19 protein-coding genes are annotated in these 20,056 nt (G+C 73.9%); 11 read left to right on the top strand and 8 right to left on the bottom strand.

Annotation, left to right across the window (positions count from 1 at the left end; translation table 11 throughout):
• Nucleotides 1–92: 92 nt before the first annotated feature.
• Entirely contained in the window at nt 93–608 is a 516-nt protein-coding gene (locus tag QK440_RS04610; RefSeq protein WP_282791653.1) for a hypothetical protein, read from the bottom strand.
• A 103-nt stretch (nt 609–711) separates the two neighbouring features.
• Between QK440_RS04610 and QK440_RS04615 the strand changes: the two genes are divergently transcribed.
• Together QK440_RS04615 and QK440_RS04620 are read left to right on the top strand one after the other, a co-directional pair.
• A complete protein-coding gene (locus QK440_RS04615; RefSeq protein WP_282791654.1) occupies nt 712–1,479 on the top strand; it encodes a TetR/AcrR family transcriptional regulator in 768 nt (255 codons plus the stop codon).
• Nucleotides 1,480–1,648: 169 nt separating this feature from the next.
• Nucleotides 1,649–1,870, top strand: coding sequence for a hypothetical protein (locus tag QK440_RS04620; RefSeq protein WP_282791655.1), 222 nt, complete (start codon nt 1,649–1,651; stop codon nt 1,868–1,870).
• Nucleotides 1,871–1,996: 126 nt separating this feature from the next.
• On the opposite strand, the gene QK440_RS04625 is transcribed toward QK440_RS04620, so the two are convergent.
• The 3 genes from QK440_RS04625 to QK440_RS04635 are packed head-to-tail and all read right to left on the bottom strand — an operon-like array spanning nt 1,997 to nt 3,851.
• Nucleotides 1,997–2,545, bottom strand: a complete 549-nt coding sequence (locus tag QK440_RS04625; protein ID WP_282791656.1) for a DUF3618 domain-containing protein — start codon at nt 2,543–2,545, stop codon at nt 1,997–1,999.
• A complete protein-coding gene (locus tag QK440_RS04630) occupies nt 2,521–3,144 on the bottom strand; it encodes a phage holin family protein (RefSeq protein WP_282791657.1) in 624 nt (207 codons plus the stop codon). Before QK440_RS04630 ends, QK440_RS04625 begins: the two co-directional genes overlap by 25 nt.
• A 2-nt stretch (nt 3,145–3,146) precedes the next feature.
• Nucleotides 3,147–3,851, bottom strand: a complete 705-nt coding sequence (locus QK440_RS04635; protein ID WP_282791658.1) for a hypothetical protein — start codon at nt 3,849–3,851, stop codon at nt 3,147–3,149.
• A gap of 130 nt (nt 3,852–3,981) precedes the next feature.
• Between QK440_RS04635 and QK440_RS04640 the strand changes: the two genes are divergently transcribed.
• Nucleotides 3,982–5,277: a YhjD/YihY/BrkB family envelope integrity protein gene (locus QK440_RS04640; protein ID WP_349239262.1), complete on the top strand. Its 1,296-nt coding sequence runs from the start codon at nt 3,982–3,984 to the stop codon at nt 5,275–5,277.
• A gap of 158 nt (nt 5,278–5,435) precedes the next feature.
• Here QK440_RS04640 and QK440_RS04645 read toward each other — a convergent pair whose 3' ends face one another.
• Complete coding sequence (locus QK440_RS04645) at nt 5,436–6,668, bottom strand: FAD-dependent oxidoreductase (protein ID WP_282791659.1); 1,233 nt, start codon at nt 6,666–6,668, stop codon at nt 5,436–5,438.
• A 202-nt stretch (nt 6,669–6,870) separates the two neighbouring features.
• Here QK440_RS04645 and QK440_RS04650 point away from each other — a divergent pair, with 202 nt between their 5' ends.
• Nucleotides 6,871–7,974 carry a nitronate monooxygenase gene (locus QK440_RS04650; RefSeq protein ID WP_282791660.1) on the top strand — a complete coding sequence of 368 codons (1,104 nt, stop codon included), beginning with the start codon at nt 6,871–6,873 and terminating at the stop codon, nt 7,972–7,974.
• A gap of 251 nt (nt 7,975–8,225) precedes the next feature.
• On the top strand, nt 8,226–9,785 hold the full coding sequence (locus QK440_RS04655) for an acyl-CoA synthetase (protein WP_282791661.1): 1,560 nt from the start codon (nt 8,226–8,228) through the stop codon (nt 9,783–9,785).
• 31 nt (nt 9,786–9,816) lie between these two features.
• On the opposite strand, the gene QK440_RS04660 is transcribed toward QK440_RS04655, so the two are convergent.
• Nucleotides 9,817–10,518: an MBL fold metallo-hydrolase gene (locus tag QK440_RS04660; RefSeq protein WP_282791662.1), complete on the bottom strand. Its 702-nt coding sequence runs from the start codon at nt 10,516–10,518 to the stop codon at nt 9,817–9,819.
• A gap of 118 nt (nt 10,519–10,636) precedes the next feature.
• Nucleotides 10,637–11,614, bottom strand: a complete 978-nt coding sequence (locus tag QK440_RS04665) for a WYL domain-containing protein (RefSeq protein ID WP_282791663.1) — start codon at nt 11,612–11,614, stop codon at nt 10,637–10,639.
• Between the two features lie 147 nt (nt 11,615–11,761).
• Between QK440_RS04665 and QK440_RS04670 the strand changes: the two genes are divergently transcribed.
• From QK440_RS04670 to QK440_RS04685, 4 genes are all read left to right on the top strand, one after another.
• Nucleotides 11,762–12,526 (top strand): NIPSNAP family protein, encoded by a 765-nt coding sequence (locus tag QK440_RS04670; RefSeq protein ID WP_282791664.1) that lies wholly within the window; start codon nt 11,762–11,764, stop codon nt 12,524–12,526.
• 100 nt (nt 12,527–12,626) lie between these two features.
• Nucleotides 12,627–13,208 carry a 3'-5' exonuclease gene (locus tag QK440_RS04675; RefSeq protein ID WP_282791665.1) on the top strand — a complete coding sequence of 194 codons (582 nt, stop codon included), beginning with the start codon at nt 12,627–12,629 and terminating at the stop codon, nt 13,206–13,208.
• Nucleotides 13,209–13,428: 220 nt separating this feature from the next.
• Complete coding sequence (locus tag QK440_RS04680) at nt 13,429–13,650, top strand: hypothetical protein (protein WP_282791666.1); 222 nt, start codon at nt 13,429–13,431, stop codon at nt 13,648–13,650.
• Nucleotides 13,651–13,919: 269 nt separating this feature from the next.
• A complete protein-coding gene (locus tag QK440_RS04685; protein ID WP_282791667.1) occupies nt 13,920–14,513 on the top strand; it encodes a YbhB/YbcL family Raf kinase inhibitor-like protein in 594 nt (197 codons plus the stop codon).
• 87 nt (nt 14,514–14,600) lie between these two features.
• Here QK440_RS04685 and QK440_RS04690 read toward each other — a convergent pair whose 3' ends face one another.
• Nucleotides 14,601–15,977, bottom strand: a complete 1,377-nt coding sequence (locus QK440_RS04690) for an SGNH/GDSL hydrolase family protein (RefSeq protein WP_282791668.1) — start codon at nt 15,975–15,977, stop codon at nt 14,601–14,603.
• Nucleotides 15,978–16,680: 703 nt separating this feature from the next.
• Between QK440_RS04690 and QK440_RS04695 the strand changes: the two genes are divergently transcribed.
• Together QK440_RS04695 and QK440_RS04700 are read left to right on the top strand one after the other, a co-directional pair.
• Nucleotides 16,681–17,310 carry an SRPBCC family protein gene (locus QK440_RS04695; RefSeq protein ID WP_282791669.1) on the top strand — a complete coding sequence of 210 codons (630 nt, stop codon included), beginning with the start codon at nt 16,681–16,683 and terminating at the stop codon, nt 17,308–17,310.
• A 74-nt stretch (nt 17,311–17,384) separates the two neighbouring features.
• On the top strand, nt 17,385–19,682 hold the full coding sequence (locus tag QK440_RS04700) for an FdhF/YdeP family oxidoreductase (RefSeq protein ID WP_282791670.1): 2,298 nt from the start codon (nt 17,385–17,387) through the stop codon (nt 19,680–19,682).
• Nucleotides 19,683–20,056 lie beyond the last annotated feature (374 nt).

Genomic DNA, 20,056 nt, shown 5'->3' on the forward strand with positions numbered 1-20,056 from the left:
GGGCTCAGCGAGCAGCGGGACGATGCCCCCGGTCCAGGCGAGCAGCGGGGCGATGCCCCCGGTCCAGGTGAGCAGCGGGGCGACGTCCCGGTTCAGGCGAGCAGCGCGGCGACGCCCCCGGTGAGCAGCCCCACGGCGAGGATCAGGGGGGTGCCCTTGAGGGCGGCGTCGAGGTGGAAGCGCAGGTCGCGGTAGTCGGGCATCCCCTCGGTGCCGGGGAGGACCAGCAGGCGGGGGCGCAGGCCGGCGAGGATGGCCCAGTCGACGACGAGCAGGTCCCAGGCGGTCAGCGTGGCGAAGACGAGGGCGCCGCAGACGGCCGCGGGGAGGAACTCCAGGCCGTCGTCGAGCGCGCCGTCGAGGCCGATCATGGCCGCGGTCAGGAGAGGCAGGGCGCACACGGCCCAGACGAAGACGCCGAAGAGCACCGCCACCCGGCGGCCGCGGGCGCTCTTCGGTCTGCCGTACCGCCGCTGGATCGCGGGCGGATAGTCGTTCAGCAGGAAGTCCCTGCTCAGGGCCGCCCCGGCGAACAGCGCCGCGGTGAACAGCACGCTGAGGACCAGCCCGTATCCCAGACCGTAGCCGAGGACCACCGACCACTGCATGTCAACCTCCCGAAGGGTCACCGAAGTTGGTGAGGGTTACCTAAGCCGTCATCGCCCTTAAAGTCAACGCACTGTGAAGTTCAAGGGCGGTTACGATGCCGGGGTGGCGACAACAGACGACGCCGGGACGGCCGCGGCACACGGGAGCCGGAGCCCGGGCCAGGAGCAGGGCCAGGGCCAGGGCCCGAGCCAGGGCCGGACCCGGAGCCGGCCGGAGTTCCGCAACGGGCGGCCCACCCTGACCAGGGAGAGGATCGCCCGGGCGGCCCTGGAGATCCTGGGCGAGGCGGGCCCGAGTGAGCTGACGATGCGCGCTGTCGGCGCCCGCCTCGGTGTGTCGCCACGGGCCCTCTACAACTACGTGGCCGACCGGCGCGACCTGCTCAAGGAGATCGTGGCCGTGTGCCAGGGCGACCGCCCCCGGCCGCAGTTGGACACCGCCCGCTGGCAGGAGAGCCTGCGGGCCTACTGCCGCGCCCTGCGCGCCTGGTACCGGGCCCACCCGGGGATGCTGGCGCTCGCCCGCGCCGAGGACCTGACCCCGTTCGCGTCCACGGAGATGTCACGGCCCGACGACGCCCTCGTGGGGTTCTTCCTCGACCTCGGGCTCTCCCCGCGGAACGCCTACCGGGCCTGGACGATCACCGTCCTCCAGGTCTCCGGGTTCACCGAGGTCTGGGACGCCTGGCACGACCGGCCACCGGCGGGTGCGGACCCGGCCGCGTGGACCGGCGTACCACCGGACCCGACGGCGGACGCGCAACTCCCGCACCTGCGCCGCCTCGCGGCCGCTTCCGCGGCGGAGCCGCCGGACGACCTGTTCGAGACGGTGCTGACCATGCTCGTCGCGGGCGTGGAGGCCATGAGGTGACGCCGTGGCCGTGGCCGTGCTCGGCGGGCCGCCGCGGTCCTAAGTCTCCGCAAGGCCGCCACCAGGACACCGGCCAGGCGCGCGCGGGGACGCGTCCTGGCGCCTTACTCGGCCTTGTGCGGGCGGCGCGCCGATCGCGCGCCGTGCCCGGCGGGCGCACGCTGGAGGCATGGCAGAAGCACCGATCGTCGTACACCGGCCGGGCCCGCGGGGCGGGCGGCGGGTGGACGTGCGCGGACAGGACGTCGGCCTCGCGCACCACGTGACCGACGTCGCCGAGTTCCTGCGCCGCGCGGGCCTGGACATCGACCCGGTGGAGGTCGCCGTGTCGCCCCTCATCGAGTGGCGCGGGGGCGGCCCCGACGAGTGGGGGCACGACGACGGGGGCTGACCTCCGAGGCGTTCTGGCACCCCGGCCGCCGTGCGGCGGCCGGGGTGGTCCGTACGGGTGTGCCGGGCGAGGCGGCCCGTACGTGGGTGGTGGTCGCGGGCGCGGTGATCCGTGGGGGCCTAAAGGTCACTCGGCCCCGCGGGCGCGCGGCGGGGTGGACCTGGCGGCGTCCCTCGCCGTGTCCTTGACCGCCCGCGCGGCCTCGCGCGCCGGTTCGCGCAGCTCCTGCCCGGCCCCGCGGACGGCCTCCCGCGCGGTCTCCCTGACGGGTTCGAGGAGTTCGGGGGAGTGCTCGCGCACCTGCCGGCCGACGCGGGCCTCGGCGTTCGTGGCCGGGAAGAGCGCACCGGTGAGCAGGCCCGCGCCGAAGGCGATGAGGCCGGCCGCCAGCGGGCTGCCCTGCGTCCGCTCGCGGAGCTGGTCGGGCACCTGCCCGGCCTGCTCGCGCACCCGCCCGGTGGCGTCCTCGACGGTGCCGCCGGTGCGCGAGGCAGTGGTGTGCGCCGTGCCCATCACGCGGTCCCGCACGGCGGTGGCGCGGTGGCGCGCGGAGGAGGCGCGGCGGCGGACCACGCGCTGCGGGCTGATCCGTTCGGCGAGGCGGTCCACGCTGTCACTCAGATGCGCGCGGGTCTCCTCGGTCTCCTGCCTCAGCTCGTCGGGTGTCGGGCCCATTTGGCGTCCTCCTTCAGTGAGTCGAGCGAGCGCTCGGGCGTGAGCTGTACGGCGCGCATCCGCCGGCGCCCGGTGGCGTACAGGACCGCGCCCACCACCGCCCAGACGGCGGCGACGACGAGCGCGGCCCAGGCGCGGTCCATGACGTGGTCCAGGCCGAACACCGCGGCGAGGCTCGCCAGGGCGAGCGCCAGGCCCACGGCGTATCCGGAGCCGCCGTACAGGCCCGCGGCCTGCCCGGCGGTGCCGCCCCGCTCCTTCAGCTCGGCCTTGGCCAGCTCGATCTCGGTGCGCACCAGGTGCGTGAGGTCCTGCGTGACGTCGCCGACGAGCTCGCCGATGGACGCGTCGCGGGCGCGGGTGTGATGGGCGGCGCCCTCCGGTGCGCCCTCCGGTGCGGCTGCCGGTGCCGCTGCCGCTGCCGGTGCCGCTGTCGTCGACGCCGTCTCCGTCGGCGCGGGGGCCGAGGGCGGGGCGGGCGGCACCGCGGGCGCCGGGGGCGGGGCGGCTCCCGGTGCGTGCGCGTCCGCGTCCGCAGGCGGTGCCGGTGGTCGTGCCGTGTGCCGGTCCAGCGGCCGGTCGGGGTGCGGTGCCGACACGCTCACCACCCCCGGCCCGTCGTGGGCGGCGGCGCGGGCGGCTCGGGCATCCCCGGCGCGGGAGCACCCGGCGCGGGGGTGCCCGGGGCAGGCACCCCCGGGGCGGGCATCCCCGGTGCGGGAGCGCCGAGGCGCGGCGCGGGCGGCGGCCCCTCGCCCGGCGCGAGAGCCGGGTCGGGCGCGTACGCGGGCACCTCACGCCGGGGCGCGGGAGCCCTGGTGCCCTCCTCCGGCGCGGGAGACTCGTGCGACGGCGCCGAACCGGCGGCGCTCACGCCCCGCCCGACGCGCGACGCCGCGAACCCGGCGAGCGCCGCACCGGCGAGGAAGAGGCCCGGCCGCCGCCGGGCGAAGTGCCGTACGTCATCCAGCAGTTCACCGGTACCGCGGTGCTCCAGGCGGTCCGCGACGCGCTGGCCGCCGCCCGCGAGCTGGCGCACCAGCGAGGCCGCGGGGGAGTCCGGCTTGGCGCTGTCGCCCATGTGCCGCAGCTCCATGGACAGTTCGCGGAGGGTGGCCGCGAGGCGCCGCGTCTGCGCCTCGGCCTCGTCCACGGCCTGCTCGCGGAGCCGCTCGTACAGGTCCCGGCCCTGGGCGACGGACTCGTGCACCACGTCGGCCGCGCCCTCGCGGGCGGCGTCCGCCACGCCACCCGCCGTCGTCGTGCCCTGGCCGCCGGGCTCGTGGGGCTGATCGGTCCGATCCATGGTCTCTCCTCGGGCAGAGTGCTGATGTCGGACGCCGCGCCGGGTACCCGCCGCGCTGATCGGAACACAGCGCGTACACGCCAGACGTACGGACCTGATTGGCGCGGCCGCGACGGGACACCCGTGCCGTATGACAGACGGCGACGAGCGCGCGCACCGGCGGGACGCCGACGCGTGGGCGCAGCGGACGGACAAGACGGATCAGCGGAACGAAGCGGACACGCCCGGTCCGGCGCACCGGCGGGACACCGCCGCGGACGACCCCCGGCACGAGGCCACCGCGGGCGACGTGCCGCGGCAGGACACACGGCAGGACACACGGCAGGACACACGGCAGGGCGTACGGGAGGACCCGGAGCGGGGCGGGCGCCGCGACGACACGGCGGAGGCCGCGGCGCGGCAGGCGGAGGAAGGGCCCGGTCGGCAGGTGGAAGAGGCCGCTCCGGACGAGCCGGGGCAGCTCCCCGCCCGCTCCTGGTGGGCGGTGCTGCGCCGCACCGCCAAGGAGTTCATGGAGGACGACCTGCCCGACCGCGCGGCCGCCCTGACGTACTACGGCGTGCTCTCGCTGTTCCCGGCGCTGCTGCTGCTCGTGTCCGTCCTCGGCGTGATCGGCGAGTCCGCCACGCGCACCGTCCTCAAGAACCTGGACGACCTCGCGCCGGGCGCGGTGCGTGACCTGCTGACGGACGCCGTACGGCAGTTGCAGGACCGGGGCGGGGTCAGCGGAGTGGTGGCCCTGCTGGGGCTCGCGGCGGCGGTCTGGTCCGCGTCGGGCTACGTAGCCGCCTTCATCCGCGCGGCCAACGCCGTCTACGACATGGCCGAGGGTCGCCCCGTGTGGAAGCTGACCCCGCTGCGGCTCGGCCTCACCATCGTCCTGATGGTGCTCCTCGCCATCAGCGCGCTCATCGTCGTGTTCACGGGACCGCTCGCCGAGCGTGCCGGGGACGCCATCGGGGCGGGCGACGCCGCGCTCACCGCGTGGGCCATCGCCAAGTGGCCGGTGCTGTTCGTCCTCGTCGTCGTGATGATCGGGCTGCTGTACTGGCGTGCCCCCAACGCCCGCACCGCGGGCTTCCGCTGGATCAGCCCGGGCAGCGCCCTCGCCGTCGTCCTGTGGCTCATCGCCTCCGCCGGGTTCGCCCTGTACGTCGCCAACTTCGGCTCGTACAACAAGACCTACGGCACGCTCGCCGGTGTCATCATCTTCCTGGTCTGGCTGTGGCTGACGAACCTGGCCGTCCTCCTGGGTCTGGAGTTCGACGCCGAGCTCGCCCGCCAGCGCGCGATCAGCGGCGGCCTGCCGGAGACGCGGGAGCCGTACGTGGAGCCGCGCGACACGAGGGCGTGGTCGCGCAAGGAGCGGCGGCGGGTGAAGGAGCAGGCCATCGCCGAGGACGTGCTGCGGAAGAGCGGCGGCTGACGACCGGCCCGCGGTTGACCGGGGCAGGCCGGGTCACGGCGGTCCGCCGGGCCGAGACCGGTGCGCCTCCAGGCCCGAGCCGGGGCGCCCTCAAGCCCGAGCCGGGGCCAAGTGCCGAGGACGGGCCGCGTGGTGGCGGGCGGCGCGCCGCCGCGCGGTCAGCGCCGGGCGAACTCCGGCGCGTGCTCCGGCCGTACGCCCACCCCGCCCAGGTAGCCGGTGACCGTCCGCAGCGGCGGCACCTTCTGGAGCAGCCTGAGCGGAAGCGGCAGCCGGTCGCCCCGAAGCGTCCCGGCCAGGGCGGGGCGCAGCAGCATGTCGTGCTCGCCCCGCTGCGACCGCTGCGTCACCGCCACGGGCAGCCGGCGTCGCTTCTGCACCCGCTCCAGGTCCGCCGCGGTGACCCGGCCGCGCCGCAGCGGGCCGGCGAGGACGCGGGCGGCGGCCACCGCGTCCTGCACCGCGAGGTTGACGCCGACGCCGCCGACGGGCGACATGATGTGCGCGGCGTCTCCGATGCACAGCAGCCCCTCGCGGTACCAGCGGCGCAGCCGCCCCATGGTGACCTCCAGGAGCTTCACGTCGTCCCAGGAGCGGATCCCGCGCAGTGCCTCGGCGTCCCAGTCGAGCAGCCCGCCCAGCCGCTCGCGGAACCACTCGATGCCGTGGGCCCGCAGCCGCGCGTCGGCGCCCTTCTCGATGAGGTAGGAGGTCTGGTAGTAGTCGCCGCGGTCCATGGTGGCGGCGACCTGGCCGTCACGGATGCTCAGGAAGACCCGGCCGTCCTTCGCCGCGTCGCGCGGCGCGGGCACCCGTACCTGCCAGACGTCCATGGGTACCTCGTAGTACTCGGGCGTCATCCCCGCGGCCCGCCGTACGCGCGAGTCGCGGCCGTCGCAGGCGACGGTGAGGTCCGCGGCCAGCTCCCCGGGGGCGCCGTGCTCGTCCTCGTACGTCACCCCGGTGACCCGGCCGTCCGCGTCGGTGAGCAGCCCCGAGACGGTTGTACGCATCCGCAGCGTGAACGTCGGTTCCTCGGCGGCGGCGCGCGCGAGCAGGTCGAGGAAGTCCCACTGCGGGACCATCGCGATGTACTTGTGGCGCCCCGGGATGCGGCGCAGGTCGCCCGCGACGACCGTGGTGCCGTCGATGCGCATCCGCATCTCGTGGAGCCTGCGCGCGGGCAGCTCGGCGAAGCGCTCGCCGAGGCCCAGTTCGTCGAGCAGCCGCAGCGTCGACGGGTGCACGGTGTCCCCGCGGAAGTCACGCAGGAAGTCCCCGTGCTTCTCCAGGACGGTCACGTCGACACCGGCCCTGGCGAGCAGCAGGCCGAGCATCATGCCCGCCGGTCCGCCGCCCACCACACAGCACGTCGTGCGTTCACGCCTCATGTCCGTCACGTTCCCTCCAGGGGTGCTCACGGCGCGCCCTGTCGTGCGGGGCGTCGCTCCGACCGCACTCTAACCGATCGGTCAGTGATCTGACCGATCGGTCAGCCGTCTCCTGGTCGCGGACGCCACGCCGCGCGCGCAAATCTGACGCAACATCAGAAAATCCCTTCCGTCGTCCGGGCGGCTGCGGCATCCTGCGCCCATGCAGACGGAGTTGAGCAGGCGACTGGGGATCGAGCACGCCGTCTTCGGCTTCACGCCGTTCCCCGCGGTGGCCGCCGCCATCAGCAGGGCCGGGGGTCTCGGCGTGCTCGGCGCGGTCCGCTACACCGCGCCCGGCGACCTCGCGCGCGACCTCGACTGGATCCAGGACCACGTGGACGGCAGGCCCTACGGCCTGGACGTGGTGATGCCCGCGAAGAAGGTCGAGGGCGTCACCGAGGCCGAGGTCGAGGCGCTGATCCCGGAAGGGCACCGGCAGTTCGTCAAGGACACCCTCGCGCGGCACGGCGTGCCCGAGCCGGCCGAGGGGGAGGCCGCGGGCTGGCGCATCACCGGCTGGATGGAGCAGGTCGCCCGCGGCCAGCTCGACGTCGCCCTCGACTACCCGCTCGCCCTGCTCGCCAACGCGCTCGGCTCACCGCCCGCCGACGTGATCGCGCGCGCCCACGAGCGGGACGTGCTCGTCGCCGCGCTCGCGGGCAGCACCCGGCACGCGCGCAAGCACGCCGACGCGGGCATCGACATCGTGGTGGCGCAGGGCTACGAGGCGGGCGGCCACACCGGCGAGATCGCCACGATGGTCCTGACGCCCGAGGTCGCCGAGGCCGTCGCGCCGCTGCCCGTGCTCGCCGCGGGCGGCATCGGCAGCGGCGAACAGGTCGCCGCCGCGCTCGCCCTGGGCGCCCAGGGCGTCTGGCTCGGCTCCGTCTGGCTCACCACGGCCGAGGCGGACCTGCACTCCCCGGCGCTCACGCGCAAGCTGCTCGCCGCCGGCTCGGGCGACACCGTCCGCTCCCGCGCGCTCACCGGCAAACCGGCGCGCCAGCTGCGCACCGCCTGGACCGACGCCTGGGACGACCCCGCGGGCCCCGGACCGCTGCCCATGCCGCTGCAAGGGCTGCTCGTCGCCGACGCCGTGTCCCGCATCCAGAGGTACGAGGTGGAGCCGCTGCTCGGCACGCCCGTGGGGCAGATCGTCGGCCGGATGACAAGCGAGCGCGGCGTCCAGGAGGTCTTCGACGACCTGACCCGCGGTTTCGAGCGCGCCGTCGCCCGGCTCGACCGCATCGCCGGAAGGTCCTGACCCACGCGGGCGCCGTCGCCGGACCCCACCACGCCACCGGAGGCGTACGCCCGCACGCGGCGCCCCACGGCACCGGACACGCCAGCCCGCGCACGGCCCACCCGCGCCACCCGGCACCAGCGGCACACGTACCCGGCGCCGACGGCACAGGCACCCGGCGCCAGCGCCACAGGCACCCCCCACCGGCGGCACACGCACCCGCCACCCGCGGCACAGGCACCCCAGCGGACCCGAACCCGAGGAGGCCCCCGATGACCAGCAGTACTCCGCCGAACGGCTTCTGGGCCCAGGCGTCGGCCGACCCCGACCGGACCGTCCTCACCACGCCCGACGGCGCCCGGTGGAGCGCGGGCCGCCTGCACGCCGCCGCCAACCAGCTGGTGCACGGGCTGCGCGCGGCGGGCCTGCGGCAGGGTGACGCGTTCGCCGTGGTCCTGCCGAACGGCGCCGAGTTCCTCACCGCGTACCTCGCCGCCACCCAGGCGGGTCTCTACCTCGTGCCCGTCAACCACCACCTCGTCGGCCCCGAGATCGCCTGGATCGTCGCCGACTCCGGCGCCCGGGTGCTCATCGCCCACGAGCGGTTCGCCGCCGCGGCCACCGCCGCCGCCGACGAGGCCGGACTCCCGGCCCCGCGCCGGTACGCCGTCGGCGACGTGCCCGGCTTCCGCCCGTACACCGAACTCCTCGACGGGCAGCCGGAGTCACCGCCGCGGGACCGGACGCTCGGCTGGGTGATGAACTACACCTCCGGTACGACGGGACGGCCGCGCGGCATCCGCCGCCCGCTGCCCGGCACATCCCCTGAGGAGTCCCACCTCGGCGGCTTCCTCGGCTTCTTCGGCATCAAGCCCTTCGACGGCAACGTGCACCTGGTGTGCTCGCCGCTCTACCACACCGCAGTCCTCCAGTTCGCGGGTGCCGCCCTGCACATCGGCCACCCGCTGGTCGTCATGGACCGGTGGACGCCCGAGGAGATGCTGCGCCTCATCGACACCCACCGGTGCACGCACACCCACATGGTCCCGACGCAGTTCCACCGCCTGCTCGCGCTGCCCGCCGCGACCAGGGCCGCGTACGACGTGTCGTCCCTGCGCCACGCCCTGCACGGGGCGGCGCCCTGTCCGGAGCACGTGAAGCGGGCGATGATCGACTGGTGGGGCGAGTGTGTCGAGGAGTACTACGCGGCCAGCGAGGGCGGCGGCGCGTTCGCGACCGCCCGGGACTGGCTGAAGAAGCCCGGCACCGTCGGCAAGGCGTGGCCCATCAGCGAACTCGCGGTCTTCGACGACGACGGCAACCGGCTGCCGCCGGGCGAACTCGGCACCGTCTACATGCGGATGACCACGGGCGGCTTCGCGTACCACAAGGATGAGGCGAAGACGCGCAAGAACCGCATCGGCGACTTCTTCACCGTCGGCGACCTCGGCCACCTGGACGACGACGGCTACCTCTTCCTCCGCGACCGCAAGATCGACCTGATCATCTCGGGCGGCGTCAACATCTACCCCGCCGAGATCGAGTCCGCCCTGCTCGGGCACCCGGCCGTGGCCGACGCCGCCGCGTTCGGCATCCCGCACGACGACTGGGGCGAGGAGGTCAAGGCCGTCGTCGAACCTGCGCCCGGGCACGCGCCCGACGACGCGCTCGCCGCCGACATCCTGCGCCACTGCGCTCAGCACCTGGCGGGCTACAAGCGGCCCAAGAGCGTCGACTTCGTCACGGCGATGCCCCGGGACCCCAACGGCAAGCTGTACAAACGGCGGCTCCGCGCGCCCTACTGGGAGGGCCGCGACACCTCCGCGATCTGACGACTCGTCACCTCGGAGCAGGGGGGCATCCCTACGACGGCTCCCAGACCGACGCGTCGTGGGCGAAGCACACCCGGCGCGGCTCGAACGCGGCCACCCGGTCCAGCCACGGCGGATACGCCGGCAGCGGGGCCGCGACCCCGTCCCGCGCGGCCCGCCGGGCCAACTGGTCCGCACCGAACTGCGAGGCCTGGTCCCGTGCCTGGCCCGCGAGCACCACCACGCCGTCGGCACCACGCACGACCAGGGACTGGTGCCCCTCCGTATGGCCCGGGGTCGGCACCACCCACACCCCCGGCCAGACCTCCGCCTCGCCCGACAGCTCGTGGTAGCGCACGCCGGGGAAGTCGACGAGCTGGTCGGCCGTGTAGCCGCCCCGCCGCGCGGTGGCCAGCTCGGCCTCCTGCACGAACACCGGCCGCCCCGACAGCAGCGGGTTGCCGCCGCAGTGGTCGAAGTGCAGATGGCAGTTGACCACCAGCGCGATGTCGTCCAGGCCCACCCCGGCGGCCGCCAGGGCCGCGCGCAGCGGCCGCCGCCGGGGCCGGTAGTGCGCCTCGGCGTCGGGCCCCGCCTCGCCGATCCCGGTGTCGAACAGGAGCAGCCCCCGCTCGTGCCGCACCAGGTAGGCGAACGCGGGCTCCACCCGTGGCTCCGGCCCGCCCGCCTCGGCCGCCGGACGCACGAAGTACCCCAGATCGAGCCTGCGCAGGACGGTACGCGTCTCGCTCATGCGGCCATCGTGGCAGGCGGGGCGCGCCGGGCACAGGAACTCTGCCGAGAGCGGACGGGCCACGGGCGTCCCCCCGGCCCGCGGCCGTGCGGCCCGGTCACTGGACGCGCGGCCCGCGTCAGCGCACTCCGTACGTCCGGGCGAGGGCGGCCACCGTGCCGGCCAGGGCCGCGCGCAGCTCGGGCGGCGCGACGACCTCGACGTCGGCGCCGAGCCGCAGCAGCTCGCCGCACGCGTGCGGGACGCTCTCGACGGGGATGACCGTCTCGACCCAGCCGTCGTCGCCGGGGGCGCCCGCGGCGGCCTCGGCCGCCCGCGCCACGTACGGCGGCACGTTGTCGGGCAGGCGCCGCAGCCCCCGCGGGGACAGGCGGACGGTGGCCGTGCCGGTGTAGCGGCGCGTCTCGAAGTCGTCCAGGTACGACGCCCAGTACGCGCCCAGGTCGAAGTCCGCGGGGCGGTCGAAGCGCTCGTCGCTCACCACGGCGTCGAGGACCTGGGCGACGCGGTAGGTCGCGGTCCGCTGCTCCGCGGCCGCGACCAGGTACCACGTACCGGACTTCAGGACCAGGCCGTAAGGGCAGAGGCGGCGCCGCACCTCTCGCGGCTCCCGCCAGCGGCGGTAGCGCACGTCCACCGCGCGCCCGGTGAGCACGGCGTCCACCAGCAGCGGCAGGTGCGGCGCCGGTTCGGGCTCCCGGTACCAGCCGGGCGCGTCCAGGTGGAACACCGCCGCCGTCCGCTCCGCCTCCTCCCGCGGCCCGGCCGGAAGCGCGGCGAGCAGCTTCAGCCGCGCCGCCGTCACCTCCGCCGCGAGCCCCAGGTCGGCGGCCGGGCCGGGCAGCCCGGCGAAGAGCAGCGCCCGGGCCTCGCCCTCGCTCAGCCCGGTGAGCCGGGTGCGGTAGCCGTCGAGCAGCCGGTAGCCGCCGCCGCGGCCGGGCTCCGCGTACACCGGGACCCCGGCGTCCTGAAGCCGCGCCACGTCCCGGTACGCGGTCCGCACCGACACGCCCAGCTCCTCGGCGACCGCTCGCGCGGTCACACGGCCCCGCGACTGGAGCAACAGCAGCAACGACAGCAGACGGCCGGCGGACATGCGCCCATCCTGCCCCGAAACCCTGACAGCCCCTGTCACACGGGCCGCCTACCGTCGACCCGCCTCGCCTCCCTTCCCCTCTCCCACCCTGTTCCGGCCGCCCGGGCCGGGACACCACCCCGCACCCACGCACCGACAGGAGCCCCTGTGCCCACCGACCACCTCACCGACCGTCCCGCCGACCGCCTCACCAGTGGTCTCGCCGTGATCGAGCTGCGGCAGTACACGCTGCGCCCCGGCCGCCGCGACGAGCTGATCGACCTTTTCGACCGCGCGTTCGTCGAGACCCAGGAGGACACCGGGATGACCGTGCTGGGCCAGTTCCGGGACCTCGACGACCCCGACCGCTTCGTCTGGCTGCGCGGCTTCCCGGACATGGCGGCGCGCCGGCACGCGCTGACGGCGTTCTACGACGGTCCGGTGTGGGCCGAGCACGGGGCGCGGGCGAACGCCACGATGCTCGACTCCGACGACGTCCTGCTGCTGCGGCCGCTGTCACCCGGGAGCGGCCCCGCCGTCCGGCCCGCCGACCGGCCGCGGCCGGGTGCCCCGGCGCCGGACCGTTTCGTGGCCGCCATGGTGTGGTCCTTCCCGCCCGGACAGCACGAGGGGGTGGCGCTGCTCCGGGACGGCCTGCTGCCCGTGCTGCGCGCGACGGGACCCGCGCCGCTGGCCGTCCTGGCCACCGAGACCGCGCCCAACACCTTTCCACGGCTGCCGGTCCGCACCGGTGAGAACGCCGTCGTGGTCCTCGGCTCGTACCCCGACGAGCACGCGCACCGCCGCCACCTCGCCGCCCTGCGGGCCGACCCCCGCGCGCGGAACGAGATCCTGCCCGCCGTCGAGCGCGCCGTGACCGCTCGCCCCAGCACGCTCCGACTCGCCCCGACGGGACGCTCCCTCCTCGTCTGACTCAGCGTGTTCCCCTGTGCCGCGCCGATGGGAACGACCGCGGCGGGTGCCGACGGAAACGAGGTGACGCGTCCGGGCACGCCTGCCTACCCTCGGCCCCATGCGCCCCGAACCCGCTCTGCTGAACGTCATCGATGTAGAGGCCACTTGCTGGGACGGGCAGCCGCCGCCCGGCTCCGTGCACGAGATCATCGAGATCGGCCTCACCGTCGTGGACGTGTCGGCACGGCGCCGCGTGTCCCGCCACCGTGTCCTGGTACGCCCCGCCCGGTCGGCGGTGAGCGACTTCTGCACCGAGCTGACCGGCCTGACACAGGCCGAGGTGGAAAGGGGCGTCACCTTCGCCGAGGCATGTCGGATCCTCGTCGAGGAGTACGAGGCCGGGGAGCGCCCCTGGGCGAGCTGGGGCGAGTACGACCGCCGGCAATTCGCTCGGCAGAGCCGGGCCGACGGGGTGGCCTACCCCTTCGGCCACCCAGTGGAGCGCAGCAGCCACACCAACGCCAAGGCCGTCTTCGCCGCGGCCTACGGGCTGCGCAGGAAACCCGGCATGGACCACGCCCTGCGGATCGCCGGACTGCCGCTCGAAGGCCGCCATCACCGTGGCGAGGACGATGCGTGGAACATCGCCGCACTCGTCCTCGAGCTGTTGGACCGCGGGGCCTGGCCGACCACGGCATAGCTCGCGGCAAGCAGCGCTCGAAAACCGGTGGACACCGTTACTGCCCGGTCGGAGATCCGCGGACCATCCGCCCGGTCAGGGCTGCTCCGACAACTTCCGGCCAAGTTCATTGGTCTCGACCATTGCCCTCCGGTCCAACAGTGCAGGAAGCTGCTTACCACGCACCGGACCATCACGACCGGAGTGCTCGCCACCGGAACAGGAAGGCAGCAACACACCCATGCGCAAAGTGATTTCGGCCCTGAGCCTGACCGGGCTGCTGGCCGCAGCCGCCCTGCTGCTCGCCCCGTCCGCCCAGGCCGCCGGGTACGTCTACGTCGGCATGTACCCGAGCGCCGCCGCCTGCGACGCAGCAGGCAAGGACTACGTCGCCCGCGGCCAGGCGGTCAGCTACTTCTGTGACGCCACCCCCACCACCGCCCGCCTGTCCATCTGGGTCTGACCGCCCCCCACCACCGAACGCCACCACGCTCGGCACCGAACAGGCCCGGCGGCCCTCCAGCCGCCGGGCCGACGACCGTCCGGAGGTCGACCCATGGGCAATGGACCGGCGTGTCCGAGATGACGCAGCGGGGGCGAGAAAAGTACAGCGATCGGGTCGATAAGTGACATGACGTCAGAACCCGGGATTCATAGGCTGGTTCCGCCGCACGAGTACCCCTCTTGCGCCACGGACATCCAAGCGGCCACAAGTATCCTCGGGAGCCTCCAGTGAGAAGTGCAAGGATCGCGCTGTGCGCTCTGCTCGTCACCGGGGCCGTCGGCCTCTCGCCGGCCACCGCTTCCTCGGTCCCGTCGGCGCCGTCGGAGAACCGGAGCGCGTTCGCCCTGTCCAGCACCGCGTTCGCCAACGGCGGCGTCATCCCCAAGGTCCACGAGTGCACCAGCGGGGGAGGGAACGACCCCGCCAAGAGGAACGAATCCCCTCCCTTGAGCTGGTCAGGCGCTCCGGCCGCCGCCAAGAGCTACGCGATCGTCATGCGCGACCTCGACAACGCCAACCTCATCCACTGGGTCATCTACGACATCCCGGCGAGCACGACCTCGCTGCCCCAGAACGTCGAGCACAAGTACCAGCCCTCGACCCCGGCGGGAGCCAGGCAGGTCTACTACCGTGGCAGCGCGAGCCTCTACGGCTACCAGGGGCCGTGCTCGCCCTCGACGGTGAACACCTACGAGTTCGTCGTCCACGCGCTCAACCAGACCTCGCTGAGCAGTCTGAACGCCAACTCGTCGACCCGGACCGCCGCCAGGGAGATCGCCGCGGCGACGATCGGCTCGGCCAGGATCACCGGCGAGTCCTAGCGTCGCACGCGCCCGGTGCTGCCGCCTCGGCAGCACCGGGCGCTCCAGGGGACACGTGCCGGACGCCGGATGCCCGGGTTCGGTCCACTACAGCGAGTCGACGTCGATCGCCTCGGCTATGGCGTGGTAACCGGCGTCGCTCGGGTGCAGGTGGTCGCCGCTGTCGTACGCGGGGGCGAGCCGGTCCGGGTCGGCGGGGTCGGCCAGTGCCCGGTCCAGGTCGATGACGCGGTCGTACGCGCCCGACGTACGTATCCACTCGTTGAGCGCTTCCCGCTTGGCCTCGCCGCGCTCGCTGAAGTACACGGCGCCCTTGAAGGGCGTGAGGGTCGCGCCGATCACCTTGAGACCCTTGGCGCGGGCCTGCCCGATGACGTCGCGGTGGGCGGCGACGAGCTGTTCGACCGACACGTCCGGGACCGGACTGCCCGGGAGTTCGCTCAGACCGACGTCGTTGATGCCCTCCAGCACGACGACCGTGCTGACGCCCGACTCGGGGAGCACGTCCTTCCTGAAGCGGTCGACGCCGCTCTCACCCGTGCCCGGCGTACCGAAGGTGATCATGTTGCCGCTGATCCCGTGGTTGAGGACGCCGCGCGGCCGGCCCTCGCGGGCATACCGCTCCGCCAATTCGTCCGGATAGCGATTGTCGGCGTCCACGGTGGAGGCGAAACCGTCGGTGATCGAGTCCCCGAACGTCACCACCCCGTTCCGGCGCCCCGTCGGACCGCCCCTGACCTCGACGTCCGCGACGTAGTACCAGGACACGGAGGTGTCGGTGAACGCCTCGCCGCTCTCGTCGAACCGCAGGTCGCCCGCCGCCCGGTAACTCGTGGTCAAGGCCGACATGTGGTACGTGGCCGGGCCGGTCGGCTCGGCCAGGTACAGCGTGAGCGTCAGCGACTCCAGCGGCTTGACCCGCATCCGCAGGGCGTCACTGAACACGTCGCCACCGGCCGGGACGGTCACCGCCTTCTCCTCGCCGAAGGTCAGGGTCCTGCTGGTGCCCTCACACACCGCCGCGCCCTCGGCCGTCCGCCCGACCGCGGCCCCGGCCGCCCGCAACGGGGTGGAGCCGTAACGGTTGGAGAGCTTGAAGCGGACGGCGGCGCCCCCGATGCTGACCCGCACGACCTGGCGCAGCGACTGCTGCTCGAAGCCCTCCTGCGACCAGTTGGGCAGGAGCGTCCGCCCCGGCGGTTGCACGGAGGTCGCCCAGGTGCCCCGCCACTTCTCGCCGCCGCGCCCTGCGTCGTCACCGCCGCGCGCCGCCTCGCGCGACCGGCCGGAGGTCGTCGACGCCGTGCCGACGTTCCCTGCTGTGTCGTCGTTCCCTGTCGGGTCGGTGGCGGTCGGCCCGACCGCGGTTGCCGCCGCCGTCGTGGCCGGTGCGTCCGCGTGGGCCGCCGGGAGCGGCAGCAGGGGTACGGTCAGCAGGGCCGCCGTGGCCACCAGCGCCGGCAACGGGCGGGCTGTCGTCCGGGGCTGCCGGTGCGCCGGGCCCGTGCGCCGGAACCAGGAGCGATCCTTCCCGCCGTGTGGTGCCCCGGGGGCCGCGGGCCCCGTGTCCCGGTTCGATGATGTGCTGTGCGTCCGGTCGCTCATCGATCGTCCCTTCACCTCGGCGTTGGGTGCGCATGGGTTCGTGGTGTGGTGAACCGGCCGCCGCACAGGAGTGCCCACGCACTACGTCACCACCTTCCGTGCTGGCATGTCCATGTAGACGCGGGGCCGAGTCGGGAATCGGCCATCACCCACGGCGGCGGCGCGGGCCCCCGCCCGCCGACCCCCACCCGTACCGACGGCATCGCCGACGCCCCTCAAGCGACCGCCGGTCACACGCATGATCACGGTGAGTGGCGAGCGGACCCGCAGGGGGTGAAACTGAAGGCGACCGAAGCGAACGTGCGGGGAAGCCGATGTCCCACGGCTACCGGCCGGAACCCGTATGCCGGACCGCGGACCCCAAAGCCGACCCGGCCCGCGCCACGGCGGCCCTGCCCCGGTGACCCGCCCGGCACCGGTCCCCCGTAACCGGAACCGCGAGGCACACGGGCGTATCGAAGTGACTCAAGACCCACGACGGGGGTACCGGGAACAAGCCCCGACGCGTGAGCGGAGGCCGGGTCCCCGGACGCCTGGTTCTCCGCCCGGAGGAGAGACCACGATGGCGACGCATGAAGACGACGCCCAGCAGGCCCGGCCGCCCGCGCCGCTGGGGACGGCGGCTAGCGGAGGCGACGGCGGCACGCGCCGTCGGCCGCTGCGCGAGCAGCACGTCGAGGAGACGGTCGAGGTCGCGGTGCCGGTGCGGACGGCGTACAACCAGTGGACGCAGTTCAAGTCCTTCCCGCGCTTCTCGGGCGTGGTGCGGGACGTCGAGCAGGTCAGGCCCACCGTGACCGCCTGGACCCTCGGCTACGGGCCCCTGCGCCGCCGTTTCGCGGTCGAGATCGTGGAGCAGGACCCCGACGCCTACCTGGCCTGGCGCGGTATGCGGCAGCACCCCTCCCACCAGGGCGAGGTCGAGTTCACGCCGACGCGGGCCGGCGGCACGGCGATCACCGTCCGGATGCTCCTGGAGCCGCCGGGAGCCGCGCGGGTGCTCACCCGATCCGGCCGGGCGACCCGGCTGGCCGCCCGCCTCGTGCGCGGCGAACTCATGAACTTCAAGCGGTTCATCGAGGGCCTCGGCCAGGAGGGCGGGGCCTGGCGCGGCACCATCCGCAACGGCCGCGTGCAGCACGACCACCCGGAACCGCCCCGGAGCCGCGTGGCCCAGTGGCCCGTCGGCTGAGCGGCGCCCCGTACGCGAGAAGACCCGTACGCGAGAACCCGTACGCGCGAGAGCGGACAGAGAAAGGCGAATCGATGCAGAACCCGTCCGGTGAGGAGCCGGAGACCACCCTCTCCGTGACGCCGCCGAAGAAGTGGGCTGCCGGGGTCTCCGCGGTCGTGCACGCGCTGGAGTACTCCCTGGAGCAGACCTCACCGAAGAAGACCGGTGTGGACCTGCTGACCATGAACCAGGTGGGCGGGATCGACTGCCCCGGCTGCGCGTGGGCGGACCCGGCCCCGGGCCGCCGCCACCGCAACGAGTACTGCGAGAACGGCGCCAAGCACATCAACGACGAGGCCACCACGCGCCGGGTCACCGCCGACTTCTTCCGCGAGCACAGCGTCTCCGACCTCGCCGCCCGCTCCGACATGTGGCTCAACCAGCAGGGGCGGCTCACCGAGCCGATGGTCAAACGGCCCGGCTCCGACCACTACGAGCCGATCACCTGGAACGACGCCCTGGGCGTCCTCGCGCGGGAGCTGAAGGCACTGGCCTCTCCCGACGAGGCCGTCTTCTACACCTCCGGCCGCGCCAGCAACGAGGCCGCCTTCGTCCTCCAGCTCTTCGCCCGCGCCTTCGGCACCAACAACCTGCCCGACTGCAGCAACATGTGCCACGAGTCCAGCGGCTTCGCCCTGAGCGAGACCCTGGGCACCGGCAAGGGCACCGTCACCCTCGACGACCTCCACCACGCCGACCTGATCTTCCTGGTCGGGCAGAACCCGGGCACCAACCACCCGCGCCAGCTCTCCGCCCTGGAGGAGGCCAAGCGCAACGGCGGCCGGATCGTGGCGGTCAACCCGCTGCCGGAGGCCGGGCTGCGGCGCTTCAAGAACCCGCAGAAACCGCGCGGGATCGTCGGACGCGGCACCCAGATCGCCGACCGCTTCCTGCACATCAAGCCCGGCGGCGACCTCGCCCTGTTCCAGGCCCTCAACCGCCTGCTGCTCGAGGCCGAGGACGCCCGGCCCGGCACCGTCCTCGACCACGGCTTCATCAACGCCCACACCACCGGGTTCGAGGAGTTCGCCGCGCACGCCCGCACCGTCGACTGGGACGACGTGTCCGCCGCGACCGGACTGACCCGCGAGGAGATCGAGCAGGTACGCGACGAGGTCCTGCGCAGCGAACGCGTCATCGTCTGCTGGGCGATGGGCATCACCCAGCACAAGCACGGCGTGCCCACCATCCGGGAGATCGTCAACTTCCTGCTGCTGCGCGGCAACCTGGGGCGCGCCGGCACCGGCGCCTGCCCGGTGCGCGGCCACAGCAACGTCCAGGGCGACCGCACCATGGGCATCTGGGAGCAGATGCCGGACACCTTCCTCGACGCCCTCAAGGAGGAGTTCGGTTTCGACCCGCCGCGCCCGCACGGCCTGGACTCGGTGAACGCGATCAAGGCGATGCGCGAGGGCCGGGTCAAGGTCTTCCTCGCCCTGGCCGGCAACTTCGTGCGGGCCGCGCCCGACAGCGAGGTCACCGAGGAGGCGATGCGCTCGTGCCGGCTGACCGCCCACATCTCCACCAAGCTCAACCGCTCGCACACCGTCTGCGGCGACACCGCGCTGATCCTGCCCACCCTGGGTCGCACCGAGCGTGACGTCCAGGCCGACGGCGAGCAGTTCGTCACCGTCGAGAACTCCATGAGCGAGGTGCACACCTCCCAGGGCCGCCTGGAGCCGGCCTCCCCGCTGCTGCTCAGCGAGGTCGCCATCCTGTGCCGGCTCGCGCGCCGCACCCTGGACGGCAGGCCCGACATCCCCTGGGAGACGTTCGAGGGCGACTACGGCACCATCCGCGACCGCATCTCCCGCGTCGTGGCGGGCTTCCACGACTACAACGCCCGGGTGACCCGCCCCGGGGGCTTCCAACTGCCCAACCCGGTCAACGAGGGCGTGTTCCCCAACAAGGTCGGCAAGGCCCTGTTCACCCGCAACGAGCGCGTCGTGCCCCGGGCGCCGGAGGGCCACCTGCTGCTGCAGACGCTGCGCTCGCACGACCAGTGGAACACCGTCCCGTACACCAACAACGACCGCTACCGCGGCATCCACGGCAGCCGCCATGTCGTCCTCGTCAACCCGGCCGACCTGACCGAACTCGGCCTCGCCCAGGGCGACCGCGTCGACCTGGTGAGCGTCTGGGAGGACGGCACCGAGCGCCGTGCCGAGAACTTCGAGGTCGTGTCCTACCCCGCCGCCAAGGGCTCGGCCGCCGCCTACTACCCGGAGACGAACGTCCTGGTGCCGCTGGACAGCGTCGCCGACATCAGCAACCAGCCCACGTCGAAGGGGATCGTCGTCCGCCTCGAACCGCCTCGCGCGGCACGGTGAGGGCCGGCCCCGCGCCCGCGCGTGCCCACCCCGCGCGGTTCCACCCGCGAGCGGGCGCCGGGCGCGGGGCGCCCGGCGCCGTACGGCTGTTCCTCCACGATGCGCTGTGAGCGGGCGCTGTGGCGGGTGCTGTGAACGTGTGCTGTGAGCAGGCGCTCGTCGCCGCTCGGACGCATCGTGGACGCATGGTGGACGCATCCTTCCTTGTTGTGCTTTGATCCGGGCATGGAGACCACTGGCCCGGCACACACGGTGCTGCTCGACCCGTTCTGGGTGAGCCGCCGCGCCGACCAGTTCGACCAGGTCTGTTGCTGATCGCCGTTCGACGGCTCGCGATCCCGCTCGTCGCGCTCTTCGTGCTCTTCGCGTTCTTC

It is taken from the genome of Streptomyces sp. CC224B (genome assembly GCF_030010595.1).
Taxonomy (GTDB): domain Bacteria; phylum Actinomycetota; class Actinomycetes; order Streptomycetales; family Streptomycetaceae; genus Streptomyces; species Streptomyces longispororuber.

Excerpts from the sequence above, each read along its gene's own strand:
- QK440_RS04640 (WP_349239262.1), top strand. The coding sequence starts at position 3,982 with ATGACAGACGGCGACGAGCGCGCGCACCGGCGGGACGCCGACGCGTGG.
- QK440_RS04695 (WP_282791669.1), top strand. The coding sequence starts at position 16,681 with ATGGCGACGCATGAAGACGACGCCCAGCAGGCCCGGCCGCCCGCGCCG.
- QK440_RS04675 (WP_282791665.1), top strand. The coding sequence starts at position 12,627 with ATGCGCCCCGAACCCGCTCTGCTGAACGTCATCGATGTAGAGGCCACT.
- QK440_RS04660 (WP_282791662.1), bottom strand. The coding sequence starts at position 10,518 with ATGAGCGAGACGCGTACCGTCCTGCGCAGGCTCGATCTGGGGTACTTC.
- QK440_RS04665 (WP_282791663.1), bottom strand. The coding sequence starts at position 11,614 with ATGTCCGCCGGCCGTCTGCTGTCGTTGCTGCTGTTGCTCCAGTCGCGG.
- QK440_RS04635 (WP_282791658.1), bottom strand. The coding sequence starts at position 3,851 with ATGGATCGGACCGATCAGCCCCACGAGCCCGGCGGCCAGGGCACGACG.
- QK440_RS04610 (WP_282791653.1), bottom strand. The coding sequence starts at position 608 with ATGCAGTGGTCGGTGGTCCTCGGCTACGGTCTGGGATACGGGCTGGTC.
- QK440_RS04620 (WP_282791655.1), top strand. The coding sequence starts at position 1,649 with ATGGCAGAAGCACCGATCGTCGTACACCGGCCGGGCCCGCGGGGCGGG.
- QK440_RS04645 (WP_282791659.1), bottom strand. The coding sequence starts at position 6,668 with ATGAGGCGTGAACGCACGACGTGCTGTGTGGTGGGCGGCGGACCGGCG.
- QK440_RS04650 (WP_282791660.1), top strand. The coding sequence starts at position 6,871 with ATGCAGACGGAGTTGAGCAGGCGACTGGGGATCGAGCACGCCGTCTTC.
- QK440_RS04700 (WP_282791670.1), top strand. The coding sequence starts at position 17,385 with ATGCAGAACCCGTCCGGTGAGGAGCCGGAGACCACCCTCTCCGTGACG.
- QK440_RS04680 (WP_282791666.1), top strand. The coding sequence starts at position 13,429 with ATGCGCAAAGTGATTTCGGCCCTGAGCCTGACCGGGCTGCTGGCCGCA.
- QK440_RS04625 (WP_282791656.1), bottom strand. The coding sequence starts at position 2,545 with ATGGGCCCGACACCCGACGAGCTGAGGCAGGAGACCGAGGAGACCCGC.
- QK440_RS04655 (WP_282791661.1), top strand. The coding sequence starts at position 8,226 with ATGACCAGCAGTACTCCGCCGAACGGCTTCTGGGCCCAGGCGTCGGCC.